A 13,838-nucleotide genomic window follows, 5' to 3' on the forward strand; every position below is an offset into this window, starting at 1 on the left:
CGGATGAGAGATATAGAGGGCGTGTTTACGGCGAGAGTCCCGGGCGGCTACGCAGCCTCGTCGCGCATGGCGGACTGGGCCGACTCGCTTTCGACGCCGATGACTTCGACGGTCACGCCGCGAGCGGCGAGGGCCTTCGCGGTCTGGGCCAGGGTGATGGCGGAGAACGGGAAGAGGGAGGCCGGCGTGAGCTTGGCTCCGTCCTTCAGAAGGATCGCGAAGACGACGCGGCGCGGGGTGAAGTCCTCGGGGATGCTGCGGGCCGGATCGCTGTTGACGTGTACGGACCGGGCGAACTCCGCGCGTACGGCCGCGTTCTCGAAGAGGAGCTCAACGGAGACGCGCGCCTGGCTGAACAGGTGACTCAGCGGGCTAGAGGAGTGCGCGGGCTTCACGAGGACAAGAGTGTCGTCCTCGGTGAACAGGTCGCAGATCTCGACGGAGTTGCTAGCCCGAAAAGGGTTGTGGACATTCTTCTTGTCCAGGCAGACCCAGCCGCGACGGGCCTGGGCGGCCAGCTTGTTGTAGTCGCCTTCGTCTACGGGACGCATCACGCGCATACCCTTCTTGTTGAGCTTCTCGACGAGCGGCCAGCGGGGGAGATCGACGGAGGGCGCGTCGGGGAACAAGGGAGCCACGGTCTCGTTGACGTTGCGCAGGTAGCCCGCCCCGAGCTCGTACCACTCACCGTCGAGCAGACAGAACGTGCGGGAGCGGAGGGAGAAAGTGGCCTCGATCCACTTCATGGCGGTTTCCTTGGACAGGGCTTCCAGGGAGGCGGTGCGCGGGGCGAGCGCGGTCCGTGCGGAGAGCGTGTCACGAAACAGTTCGACGGTGCCCTGCCGGAGCGCCGTGACGCGGGCGCCTGCCTTGATCACACGGGCCCGCTCCAGGACGTAGTCGAGACTGAACTCGTCCCGGAGGTGGGGCGGGCAGGACCCGATCTTGATGGTGCAGGCGGCGGACCGGGGCAGGTCGGTGCTCTGGGAGAAGGGGACGGCGGTGATGATCCGGCCGTCTGCGGGACGGCCGAGCGTGGCGTCCAGTTCCGCGTCGAGCGCGTCGATGAGGGAAGGGTCCTTGACCGCGGTGATGTGCTCGACGAAGGCCAGGTCGGGGTGGGGAACGACGTGCTCGCAGATCGCGGCGATGGCGCGGATGTCCTTGATCAGTGTGGCGGGGGTGGTGCCGAGTTTGATACGGAGACCGATGCCGCCCTCCGCGGTCATGGCCCCGTTCCTGGTGCCGCTCCCTGCGGTGAGGTCGACTTCGTCGAGGTAGCCGCCGAGGTGGCGGATGATCCGCCCGTGGTCCCGGAGTCCGAGTGCCGGTACGGAGGCGCCGGCATGGATCAGGGAACTGTCGATGCGCGCCTGGCCGAGGACGCTGGCGGTGAAGTCCCGCACCTGACGCGGGTTGATGGCGCGGATACCGAAGGACAGACCGAAGTGCGCGTCCTTGAGCTGGGCGGGGAGAAGCCGGTAGCCCTGGTCGAAGCCGATCGCGTACACCACGTCGTCGACGGCGAGCACGAGCAGTGCGCCGGTGCGCTGCTCGCTCTGCAGCAGGTCCGATTCGGCGGTGAGCCGGAGGACATCCTTGCCCCAGGCGGCTTCCTCCTTCGCTACGGCGAAGGACACCGCGAGGGCGGGAACTCCCATGTGATCGCTGACGTCGCGCACGACCGCGTCCAGGGTGTCGAGGGCGCCGACGTCGAGGGCTTCGAGCATCGACTCAGGGGTCGCCTTGACGTGGGTAAGACGGTACAGGGTGCGCTTCGACGCGGTGCTGGACACAGAGGTCTCCTGGGGCGAGGTTGCGGTGCGGTTCGGTAACACGAGCGGCCTTACGGGACGGGTGGTGTCGATGCGGACAGGGGTGAGTGCCCGGCAAGGGAGCAGAGGTGCGGCGATGAGGACGCCGGTGCGGTCGGACTCGTATGGGGCTGGCGTCCCGGCGGGTGGTGCCGGGGTGATGGTGACGAAGGTGCCAGAAGATTGGAGGTGGAATTGATCGAGAACCTGATAACCCTGGTTATCAACCGCTAGCGAAGCTGAGAGATCGACCGGCTGTAGCGTGTGAGGTGCCCTGGGAGAAACGTTCTCGACCGAGAGCACGAGGCAGTCGTCACGAAGGGAGCGGAACCGCATGGCTGGCACACGTGAAGCAACCGCTCCCATCCTGCCCGAGGAGATCTCCTGGCGGATCAGTTACGCCGAAATCGGGACCTTGGCCCAGGTCCAACGTCCCGTCGTCACCACCTGGGCCCGCCGGCACGCGGATTTCCCCGAGCCCGTCGCTTACGAGGGGGCCAGCCCGCTCTTCGACGGCCGTGAAGTCGCCGAATGGCTTCTGTCCACCGGCCGCGGCAATGCCGACGCCGGCCAGATCCGGGCGGAGCTGGTGCTGCACACCCTGTCCGCCTGGCGGCGCGCGATCCCCGCCCGCACCCTGGTCGACGCAGTGACCGCACTGCTCTGCCTGCGTCAGCTCCTCGACGAACCGCTCGCCAACCTGCCCTGGCAGACGATCCTGGAGCGTGCCGCCGAGATCGACTTCGACGACACCTTCCTCCGAAGAGAGCTGCGCGAACTGCCGGACGCCGAACGGCAGGGCCCCCTGCTCGCCGTGCTCGCCGACCAGCTCACCGAGGCCGCCTACACCCCGGCCGAAGCGCTCGAACGCGTCATGGACGCACGCCGCCGCCTGGGCTGCGACGACCTCGCCGCCGAGGAACCGATTCCGCCGGTGAGCCGGACGATGGCCCGCCTGACCGGCCTCGCGCGACTGAACGAACGCGAAGAAGGGGCAACGGCCGCCGTCCTCCACCCCCGGAGCGGCGATCTACTAGTCGCCCTGCGCGAATCCGTGTCCGATGCCGAGGATTCGCCTTTCTTCCTCTCCGCGGACCCGATGCCGGACCTGGCCCGGCTCGCCCGCCGCCGCCTCATGGCACAGGGTGTTCAGGAATTCGAGATGGACCTTGCCGACGGCGAGGAACTGGCCACGGAAGACTGGGGAAATCCGCACGTCATCGCCTGCTGCCTCCCTTACGAGGCGGCCGAGACCCGCAGCCCGCTCGCCGTCCTGCAGAGCCTGCAGGACCTCACCGACCTCCTCGCCGAGGACCGCACGGCCGTCGTCCTGGGACCCGCTGACGCGTTCGTCCGGCCCCTGCCCGCACGCGGGGAAGCGGACCGTCTGCGCCGGGACTTCCTGGAACAGCACCTCCTCAAGGCCGCGATCAGCCTCCCCGAAGGCGTACTCCCCTTCCGCCCGGCCCACCGCACCGCGATCTGGATCCTGCACCGCACCCCCGAAGACAAACGCACCGGCCAAGTCCTCCTCGCCGACCTCTCCTCACGCAACCTCACCCCGCAGACCCTGGACGCGCTGGCCGAGGACATCGACATCTTCCGCGACGCGGGCTGGCGGGCGGACAGCCGTCACGAACCGCGCAACGCCGCCGTCGTCCGGGCCACCACGCTGACCGACGCACCCGGTGCCGCGTTCACCCCACAGCACCGCCCGCACGCCGACCGCTACACCCGCACCGTCGTCGAACGCCCGGCCCGCATCGCCGAGACCGAACTCCGCCTCCAGCAGCTGATCGACGCCACCCGTAGCGCACTCGACCACGCACCCACGATCCGCAGCAACGCCGTCCTGCGCCCCGATGACCGGCCGGTCCGCCGCACCACCGTGGCCCGCCTTCTCAAGGACCGCCGACTGCGCCGGCTGCCCGGCCACCGCATCGCCGGCGAACATCTCCTCACCGGCGGCGCAGGCCACTACACCGTCCTCACCCCGGCCGAGATCACCGGCAGTGCGCCGGTCGACAGCCACCGCATCGACCGCGCCGTACTCCTCAACGCCTACGAGCACGCCTACTTCACCGAACCTGGTGACATCGTCGTCACCGCCACCCCGAGTTTCGGCGCCTGCGTCGACGACGAGGGCCTGTCCGTGGTCGCCTTCCCCGCCCGCGTCCTGCGCGTACGAGCCGACGCTGAGCATCCCGTATGGCCCCGTGTCCTGGCAGCGCTCCTGCACTCGGCGGCGGCCGAACACCGGCGGGTGAGTGGCGCGGTCCGCTCCGCCCGCCGCATAGAGGACCTCCTCATCCCCGACCTCCCTGGCGACGAGGCCGAGCGCTACGACGCGCTCCTGGCCGACATCGCCCGCCGCACGGCCCTGCTGCGCCAGCACGCGGCGGCCCTCGACGACCTGACCTCCCTGACCGCCGCCGGCCTCGTCGACGGCACGCTGACCCTCACTGACCCCCTCTCGCCTGATCTCTCGTCCGACTCTTGAAGGAGACCCGAGCGCCCATGCCTCCCCGGAAGAAGAAGCCCGCTGACCAGGCGGAGCTGTTCACCGCATCCACGCCCAAGGAGATCCAGGCCATCCTCTGGAAGGCCGCCGACAAGCTGCGCGGCTCCATGGACGCCAACCAGTACAAGGAGTTCGTCCTCGGCCTGATCTTCCTCAAGTACGTCTCCGACGCCTTCGAAGAGCGCCGCGAACAGCTCGCCAAGGAGCTCGCGGAGGAAGGCATTGCCGAAGACCGCCTGGAGGAGTTCCTGGAGGACCAGGACGAGTACACCGGGCACCACGTCTTCTGGGTGCCCGAGAGTGCCCGTTGGTCCTCGATCTCCGCCAACGCCAAGAGCGGCAACGTCGGCGAGGTCCTCGACCAGGCGATGGACGCCATCATGAAGGCCAACCCGTCGCTGACCGGCGTCCTCCCCAAGATCTTCAACAAGGACAACGTCGACAGGAAGCGCCTGGCCGAACTCGTCGACCTCATCACCGACGCACGCTTCGGCGGCAGCGACGACAAGCCCGCCCAGGACGTCCTCGGCGAGGTCTACGAGTACTTCCTCGGCAACTTCGCCCGCGCGGAAGGCAAGCGGGGCGGTGAGTTCTACACCCCGAGCAGCGTCGTCCGCCTCCTGGTGGAGATCCTGGAACCGTACGAGGGCCGGGTGTACGACCCGGCCTGCGGCTCGGGCGGCATGTTCGTCCAGGCCGCCAAGTTCATCGAGGCCCACCGAGGCCGCGGCCACAAGGCCGACATCTCCGTCTACGGCCAGGAACTCAACGAGCGCACCTGGCGCCTGGCCAAGATGAACCTCGCCATCCACGGCATCGACGGCAACCTCGCCGCCCGCTGGGGCGACACCTTCGCCGACGACAAGCACCCGGACCTCAAGGCCGACTACGTCATGGCCAACCCGCCCTTCAACATCAAGGACTGGGCGCGCAACGAGTCGGATGCGCGGTGGAAGTACGGTGTCCCGCCGAGGGGCAACGCCAACTACGCCTGGCTCCAGCACATGATCAGCAAGCTGGGGGAGCGGGGGACGGCCGGCGTCGTCCTCGCCAACGGCTCGATGAGCAGTCAGCAGAGCGGCGAGGGTGAGATCCGGCAGGCGCTGGTGGACGGGGACATGGTGGCGTGCATGGTCGCCCTGCCGGCCCAGTTGTTCCGGACGACGGCGATTCCGGCGTGTCTGTGGTTCCTGGCGAAGGACAAGTCGCCGGGGGGTGTGAAGGGGCAGAAGGCCGCGGCGGCGGACCGCCGGGGCGAGATCCTTTTCATCGACGCCCGCAACATGGGCGAGATGGTCGACCGCACCGAGCGCGTCCTGACAGAGGCCGACCTCGCGAAGATCGCGGGGACCTACCACGCGTGGCGCGGGACGACGAGCGCCAAGGACGCGGGGGAGGCGTACGCGGACGTCCCGGGCTTCTGCGCGAGCGCGGACCTGAAGACGGTCCAGGAGCACGGGTACGTGCTGACGCCGGGGCGGTATGTCGGGGCGGCCGAGGCGGAGGAAGAGGACGCCGAGGCGGTTGCGGGGAAGATCGCGCGGCTGACGACGGAACTGTACGAACTCTTCGACAAGTCGGATGCGCTGGCAAAGACGGTGCGTGAGCAGCTGGGGAGGATCGGTGCCTGAGCGCATTCATGCGGTCCCGCTGGAATCACTTGTCAGTGAGAAGATTTCCTACGGGGTTGTTCAGCCTGGAACCCCGAAGGTAGATGGAGTTCCAATCGTTCGTGTGAAGGATGTTCGTGACGGGAAGATTGACGCCTCGGACCCATTGGTTATTTCACGCGACGTGGAGCAGAAATATGCGCGAACGCGTTTGCGGGGTGGTGAGGTCCTATTGACGCTTGTCGGCTCAGTCGGTGAAGTGGCAGTGGCATCCGAAGAGATCTGCGGATGGAACGTGGCGCGCGCTATTGCTGTGGTGCGCCCGAGCTCGGAGGTGACGGCTCAGTGGCTTAGGTTGATTCTTTCTAGCGATCCAGCACAGCAATATTTCCATGACCGGTTGAATACCACGGTTCAGGCCACGCTCAATTTGAAGGACGTGCGCACTCTCCCGGTGCCGATGCCGCCGCGGCGTGAAAGGGACGCAGTGTGTGCTGTCGTAGGGGCGCTGGACGACAAGATCGCCGTCAATGGGCGCATCGCGGCCACGGCGCGCCGCTTGGGAATGGCCATTTTTGTTCAGGCAACCCAAGGTGATGGGGCGGTGGATGTCGAGGTCGACTCAGTGACGAATGCTTTGACACGCGGTGTTGCCCCGAAGTATTCGGACGACCCTGATGAGCTTATCGTTCTGAATCAGAAATGTATTCGGGATGGGCGGGTGGGCTTGTCTCCAGCACGTAGGACGCTGGGTAAGAAGGTTAAGCCCCCGAAGCTGCTTTGCAGAAACGACGTTCTGGTGAACTCGACTGGAGTTGGAACTCTCGGAAGGGTGGCTCGCTGGACTTCCGATAGCGAAGCGACGGTGGACTCGCATGTGACTATCGTGCGATTCGATGCTCAGCGGGTCGACCCTGTCTGTGCAGGGTTTGCGATGTTGAGAGCTCAGCCGGATATCGAGGCTATGGGCGAAGGTAGTACGGGCCAGACGGAACTCCGACGGGCCCAGGTAGGGGGCCTAGAGATCACCTTGCCCAGCCCTTCGCGGCAGCGTGAACTCCGGGTCAAGCTTGACTCACTTGAAGACCGCGCCGACCAGGCGCTGGCCGAGTCTGCCGCTCTCGCCGCCCTCCGCGACACCCTCCTCCCCCAACTCATGTCCGGCCGCATCCGCGTCAAGGACGCCGAGAAGATTGTCGAGGACCACGTATGACTACGCGCGGGAACGACGACGGCAGCAGCGAGACCCCCGACAACTTCCGCCCCCTCGAAATCGACTGGGAATTCCTTGCCCTCGAAGAGCTCGTGGAGCTCGACTGGCCGAAGGCCGAGGGCAATGAGCTCGCGCCCGGTTCCGGGCACCGCCGTTCCTGGGACGACCTGATCCTCTACTCCGATCTCCGCGAGGCCATCGAGCGGCTCAACCCCGACCTCCCCCCGGAGGCCGTCCGCGAGGCCCTCGCGACCGCCGCGACCCCGACCTCCCAGGACACGTACGAGGAGAACCGGACCGCGCACGGCTACCTGACCGACGGCGTCCACTCCGTCACGTACACCGACGCGCTCGGCGCCGAGCACACGCCGACCGTCCGGATCGTCGACCTGGAGAACGCGGACGCGAACACGTACCGCGCCGTCCGCCAGGTGACCGTGATCAACGGTGAGCGCAACCGCCGCTTCGACCTTGTCCTGTACGTCAACGGTCTCCCGCTCGCCGTCATCGAGCTCAAGCGGGCCGGCGACCCGAACGCCACCCTCGCTGCCGCGCACACCCAGATCCGGCACTACGTCGAGGAGTTCCCGACCGCCTTCCGCTACAACGCGGTCGTGCTGCTCTCCGACGGGATCACCGCCAAGTACGGCACCCCGTTCACCCCGTACGAGCACTTCGCCCCGTGGAACACCGACGAATTCGGCGCCCGAGTGGACACCGTGGACGCTGCCGCCGTCCACGCCGACGTCGACATCCCGACCGGCCAGGACCTCGCCCTGCACGGCCTGTTCACCCAGCCGCGCTTCCTCGCCCTCGTCCGGTCCTTCATCAACTTCGTGCCGGCCAAGCGCATGAAGCGGATCGCGAAGCCGCACCAGTACTTCGCGGTCACCCGCGCCGCGGACGCTGTCCGCCGCGCCGCCGCGACCGACGGCAAGGCCGGCGTGGTCTGGCACACCCAGGGCTCGGGCAAGTCAGAGGAGATGGTGCTGACCACCAACCTCGTCATGCGCGACCCCGCCCTGCACAACCCCACCGTGGTGGTTGTCACCGACCGCACCGACCTCGACGACCAGCTCTTCGACACGTTCAAGGAGAGCGAGGTCCTCCCGGAACAGCCCCACCAGTTCCTCAACCGCGCCGCACTCCGCGAAGAGCTCGCCGCCAAGCGCACCGGCGGCATCCTCTTCACCACCCTGCAGAAGTTCGGCCGCACCAAGCAGGAGAAGGAATCCGGGACCGACCACCCGCTCCTCTCCGAGCGGCGCAACATCGTCGTCGTGGTCGACGAGGCCCACCGCAGTCACTACGACCACCTCGACGGCTACGCCCGCCATCTGCGCGACGCGCTCCCGCACGCCACGCTCCTCGCCTTCACCGGCACCCCGATCTCCGAGGCCGACCGCAACACCCGCGAGGTCTTCGGCGACTATATCGACACCTACGACCTCAAGCGGGCCGCCGACGACGGCGCGACCGTGAAGGTCTACCACGAGAGCCGCGTTGTCCAGCTTGTCCTCGACCGCGACGTCGCCCCCACCGCCATCGACACCGAGGCCGACCGCATCACCGACGGCCTGGACGACACCGAGCGCACCCGCGTTGAGCAGGCCGTCGCCACCATGAATGCCATGTACGGCGCCCCCGCCCGGATACGCGACCTGACCCAGGACCTGGTCGAACACTGGGAAGCGCGCCGTGCGGCGATGCTGCCGTTCGTCGCGGACGCCGACGACGCACCCGGCGGAGCCCCCGGCAAGGCGATGCTCGTCTGCGCCACCCGCGAGATCTGCGTCCGCGTCTACGACGCCCTGAAGATCCTGCGCCCCGACTGGCACACGGACGACCCGACCACCGGCGCCATGAAGATTGTCTACTCCTCGGACTCCCGCAAGGACTCCAAGGAACTGCGCGTTCACGCCCTGCGCGACTCCCAGCGCAAGGCCGTCATCAACCGTGCCAAGGACCCCGAGGACGAACTCCAGCTCCTCATCGTCAACAACATGCTCCTGACCGGCTTCGACGCACCGTCCATCCACACCATGTACCTGGACCGGCCGCTGCGCGGCGCCGGCCTGATGCAGGCCCTCGCCCGCGTCAACCGCCGCTTCCGCAAGAAGGAGGACGGCCTCCTCGTCGGCTACGCCCCCCTCACCGAGAACCTCCAGAAGGCCATCGCCGAGTACTCCGCCGACGACCAGGCCGACCGGACCCTCGGCCAGGACATCGACCGCGCCCTGGACGAACTCCGCAACGAGTACGACATCCTCGATCAGATGCTGATCGGGTGGAACTGGCGCGAACGCCTCTCCCGCCCCGACCCGAAGGCTTTCATCAAGGCGGCCTACACCACGGCCGAGTACCTCCGCAGCCCCGCTACCCCGGGCAACAACCCCGACCAGCTCGACGACCCGAACCAGACCCTCAGTCGCCGCTTCCGCGAGCACGGCTACCGCCTGGAGCGCTTCTTCGCCTTGGCCGGCTCCTCCGCCGACATCTCCTCCCGGTTCGGCGACCAGCCGAACTGGAAGCGCGACATCCAGTTCCTCGTCGAGGTCCGTACGTACATGGCGAAGCTCGACGCCATGGACCGTGAGGCCCAGGGCCTGCCCGTCGCCCGCGACGTCGCCCTCTACCTCTCCCAGCTCACCTCCGCTGTCGTCGAGACCGGTGGTGTCACCGACCTCTTCTCCGAGGCCGGACTGGACAAGGCCGACCTCACTCACCTCAACGACGCCCTCGTCGGCCGCCTGCAGAACAGCGAAACCCCGCACCTGGCAGCCGAAGCCCTGCGCCGTCTCGTCGAGCAGAAGATGCGCGAGCAGACCCGGCACAACATCGTCCGCCAGACTGCGTTCTCGGTCCGCCTCCAGAACCTGATGACCCGCTACATGCGTCAGCAGCTCACCAGTGCCGAGATCATCGCCCAGCTGGTGGAACTGGCCAAGACGGTCGCGGAAGACGCCCGGCGAGGTGAGAAGTTCACCCCGCCGCTGGGCGACGACGAACTCGCCTTCTACGACGCGGTCGCCGACCTCGGCAGCGCCCGCGACCTCATGGGCGACGAGATCCTCTCCGGCATCGCCCGGGACCTCGTGGTCCAGGTCCGCAAGAACCTCAAGAAGGACTGGATCGCCCGCGAACCGGTCCGGGCCAGGCTCCGTGCCACCATCAGGCGCCTCCTGGCCCGTCATGGCTACCCGCCGGAGCAGTCCAAGGAAGCGATCGACCTGGTGATCCGTCAGATGGAACACTTTGCCGACAAGTGGTCCCAGGACGGCTCGGCCGCCGACGCATAGCCCTCGCGCATCTTGCTTCTGGCCCCGGCAAGCGTCTGCTTGCCGGGGCGGTCGTCTGCCCGACCGGATGTCCTTCGTGGGGTCGGCAGGGGCTGCGCCCGACCGCCTTATGGCAAAAGCAAATTCCCGTGCTGCGAGACGTGAGGTGCGTCAGGCCACTACTTTCAAGTCTGCGGAACGAACCGCAGAACTGCTAACTGCTGGTGGAACCGAGGGAGTTGTGGCATGTCGCAGCGAGCGCTGCTGTTGGTGGTGGTCGTCCTGGCGTCCGTGGTGGTGGGGCTCGTGGCCGGCATCCTCGATTTCGTGGGCGCGGGAGAGGTCGTCACGGCCATCCAGAACGGTGGTGCCGCCTGCGGAGCCGCTGTTCTCATCGGGCTGGCGGTCGTCTCCTGGCTGAGGTCGTCGTGACCCAGGAGGAATGGGCGAACGAAGAGGGGCGGCTGAAGTACCGGCGAGTGCTGCGGGCCGTCGAGAAGCTACGCAGCGTCGCCGATGCTGCGACGACGTACCGGCTTGCCTTTCAAGTGGTCTACCTTCACTGCTGGTCCCGCCATGGATCACTGGCGGAGGTGGACCGGTTGTGGGGGCCGGGTTCGGAGTCAGCGGGGGCCAGGCTCGGCGCAGTGTGGCCGCGTACGCCCGTTGCTCGCGCCCACAGTCTTCCTGCGTATCGCGACGAAGGTGTGAGCCGTCCCTTCGAGCTCATCGACCCGGCCCTCCGTGAGCTGATCGCGGAGGTGCGGCAGCTGGATCCGGACCCGAGGCTCCTTGACGTGCTCCTCGACACGTACTCGACACGCTATGCGCGTGGCGATGACTACTTCACGTCAAACGACCTGGCGTACCTCTTCGCGGGGCTGGCCGCTCCCCGAGGAGGCGAAATTGTTCGGGACCCGGTGTGCGGCAGCGGGCGACTGCTGCGCGCCGCCGCACACCGGGCTCGGGCACAGGGGGGTGAAGTGCGCTTGTCCGGTGCGGATATCAACCGGACGGCGCGTTATGCCGCAGCCGTCAACCTCGCCCTGCACGGATTCCTTGCCGACCTCGGCAAGGAAGGAGCTGACACCCTCAGGGCCGGCACTTCACCGATACCGGCCGACGTGATCGTCGCCAACCCTCCTGTGAACCAGCGGGACTGGGGGCACGGTGAACTGAAGGACGACTGGCGGTGGACCCTGGGCGTGCCACGTCCGGGTAACGCGAACTTCGCCTGGGTCCAGCACATCCTTGCCGATCTCACGCCACAAGGACGGGCCGTCGTTCTGCTGTCTTCCGGCGCGGCGCACAGCAGCAACAGCACCGACGGACTGATCCGCCGTGGGCTGCTGGAGAACGGTCTGGTCGTGGGCGTCGTGGCCTTGCCGACGTGGCTCTTTCCGCACGCCAGCGCGAGCACGGCGCTGTGGCTGCTGGCCAAAGGGGAGCGGCCGCACTCCGATCAGGTCTTGTTCGCGGATGCAGGGAAACTGCCAGCAGCGAAGGAGGGGCAGCGGCGCCACTTCGCAAAGGACTCGGCCGAACGCCTGCTGCAGATCTTCGGTGAATGGCAGGGACTTCGACGCCGTGAGGGCGAGGGGGACCCTGAATCCATCCCATGGTGCCGTGCGGCGAGGTACGAGGAAATCGCTGAGGCGGGCTTCGATCTGACTCCCGCACGCTACGTACGGAACGGGGGCACCGCGCAGTTGCATTCAAGTGACGGAGACCGGAACCGGAAGGCCGAGCTGTATGAGTGCATGGATTGTAGCGCCGCAGCCAGGAACCGAGTCCGTGATGCCCTGGAGAGCAGGAATGACTACAGAATCGGATGATGTCCCCACTCCGTGGCCCGTCGTTGAGTTGCGTGAGTTCCCTGGGGTCGAGTACGCCGCCTACGGAATTGCGCGACAGCAGAAGGCATCCGGCGGAATCCCGATGATCCGCGCCACAGAGATCGTCGAGGGAGGTGTGCACGTCCAGGAGTTCACATTTGTGCCTCCCGATGTGGCCAGACGCCACCCACGCAGCACGCTGAGGTCTGGGGACCTCCTTGTCGTGCTCGTGGGGCGTGTGGGGGAGGCAGCAGTTGCAGGGGAGGAGCACGCAGGATGGAATGTCGCCAGGTCGCTCGCGGTCGTCCGCTGGACACCAGAGGGCCGCGCCCAACAATGGGATCTGTGGCTTCGATGGTGGCTGAAGACCTCGCAGAGCCAGAGCTATCTCACGCTGTCCTCGTCGAACGCCGAGCACATGACCTTGCCTCTGCAGGCACTCAACCGACTTCCCGTGCCAGTGCCTCCAGCGCCGGTGCGGGAGAGGCTGCTTTCGCTGATCTCGCTTGCTGAGCGCAAGAATGCGTTGAACACCCGGATTGTGTCTTGCGCGACGGAACTAGCGGATGCGCATTTCATGGAGGCGCTGCAGACGTGCGGGCAAGGTCCCGCTACCGAGCGTGCAATGGGCGAAGTGTGTCAGGTTACGGCTGGTGCGGCACAGTCTCTGCCGGACAGCGAGCAGTCGGCTATGCCGTGGGTGTCTCCCCGCGAAGTACTGAACTGCAAGACAGTACATCTGGGTGCAGTGACTTCACGCACCGTGGCGCAAGCGGAGGTTGTATGCCCGTCCGGCAGCCTCTTGATCGCGCCCCGTCCCGGGGAGGTGCGGACCGTGCTCACTACTACCCCGGTAGTGCCAGGTCGGCGGACGCTCGCGATTTACACGGAGTCCGAGGTCGATCGGATGTGGTTGTTGCACTCGCTGCGTTACCGGAGGCGGGAGTTGACGGCCGTTACGCAGGGTGAGCAGGCCCGCGCGATGAGGCGCAAGGACTTTTCCCGTTACAAGATCCCCTGGCCGACCGATGCGGTGAGGCGGGACTTCGCCAGGCGTGCTGCTGCCCTGCACGACCTCGCCTACGCCTCCGCCAGGGAGCGACACGTGATGGAGGAGCTGGTGGTGCACGAGCTGGAGAAGGGGGGTCTGGCGCGTCTCACCTCGGCCAGCTGAATGCCGAGCTGATCCACGTTGCCCCTCTCTGGAGCACGGAATCCAACGCTCTGAACGAACGGCGCAGTACCGCGCGCACCGTTTCTCCGCTGGCGGTCCGAGAGAGCCCTGACCAGCCATGTTTGGGCGCCACCGGCAGGACTCGAACCTGCCGCCAAGCGCTTAGAAGGCGCCTGCTCCACCCGCTGAGCTATGCAGGCTGACCTGCGACAGCGCGGAAGCTTCTGACTATGCCCCGCCAAACCGGGGGTATCCGGGATCTGTGGACGCTCGCGCCGGCCTCGAGGTCTGGACGTGCATTCTGGGCGGCGGCCAGGCGTCGGAGCTGGCCGCTGACGTCCGGGGAGACCGCGAGTGAGCGCGAGCGCTGTGCTGCTCTGCGAGGTTCGGTGC

Annotated in this window: 8 protein-coding genes; 7 read left to right on the top strand and 1 reads right to left on the bottom strand. The window is 67.1% G+C overall.

Annotated features, from left to right (window positions below; translation table 11 throughout):
• Positions 1-47 precede the first annotated feature (47 nt).
• Positions 48-1,796 carry a DUF6119 family protein gene (locus ACZ6K0_RS05250; RefSeq protein WP_469227820.1) on the bottom strand — a complete coding sequence of 583 codons (1,749 nt, stop codon included), beginning with the start codon at positions 1,794-1,796 and terminating at the stop codon, positions 48-50.
• A gap of 352 nt (positions 1,797-2,148) precedes the next feature.
• Between ACZ6K0_RS05250 and ACZ6K0_RS05255 the strand changes: the two genes are divergently transcribed.
• The 7 genes from ACZ6K0_RS05255 to ACZ6K0_RS05285 all read left to right on the top strand — a co-directional run bounded on the left by ACZ6K0_RS05255 (position 2,149) and on the right by ACZ6K0_RS05285 (position 13,445).
• Positions 2,149-4,314 carry a hypothetical protein gene (locus ACZ6K0_RS05255; protein WP_469227818.1) on the top strand — a complete coding sequence of 722 codons (2,166 nt, stop codon included), beginning with the start codon at positions 2,149-2,151 and terminating at the stop codon, positions 4,312-4,314.
• A 17-nt stretch (positions 4,315-4,331) separates the two neighbouring features.
• Positions 4,332-5,966, top strand: a complete 1,635-nt coding sequence (locus ACZ6K0_RS05260) for a class I SAM-dependent DNA methyltransferase (protein ID WP_469227817.1) — start codon at positions 4,332-4,334, stop codon at positions 5,964-5,966.
• Complete coding sequence (locus tag ACZ6K0_RS05265; protein WP_469227815.1) at positions 5,959-7,158, top strand: restriction endonuclease subunit S; 1,200 nt, start codon at positions 5,959-5,961, stop codon at positions 7,156-7,158. The genes ACZ6K0_RS05260 and ACZ6K0_RS05265 overlap by 8 nt, the downstream gene beginning before the upstream one ends.
• Entirely contained in the window at positions 7,155-10,457 is a 3,303-nt protein-coding gene (locus ACZ6K0_RS05270) for a type I restriction endonuclease subunit R (protein ID WP_469227813.1), read from the top strand. The genes ACZ6K0_RS05265 and ACZ6K0_RS05270 overlap by 4 nt, the downstream gene beginning before the upstream one ends.
• A 225-nt stretch (positions 10,458-10,682) precedes the next feature.
• A complete protein-coding gene (locus ACZ6K0_RS05275; protein ID WP_018100890.1) occupies positions 10,683-10,868 on the top strand; it encodes a hypothetical protein in 186 nt (61 codons plus the stop codon).
• Positions 10,865-12,271: an N-6 DNA methylase gene (locus ACZ6K0_RS05280; protein WP_469227811.1), complete on the top strand. Its 1,407-nt coding sequence runs from the start codon at positions 10,865-10,867 to the stop codon at positions 12,269-12,271. Before ACZ6K0_RS05275 ends, ACZ6K0_RS05280 begins: the two co-directional genes overlap by 4 nt.
• Complete coding sequence (locus ACZ6K0_RS05285) at positions 12,252-13,445, top strand: restriction endonuclease subunit S domain-containing protein (protein WP_469227809.1); 1,194 nt, start codon at positions 12,252-12,254, stop codon at positions 13,443-13,445. Before ACZ6K0_RS05280 ends, ACZ6K0_RS05285 begins: the two co-directional genes overlap by 20 nt.
• Positions 13,446-13,838: the final 393 nt, after the last annotated feature.

The organism is Streptomyces sp. NPDC042346 (genome assembly GCF_055581845.1).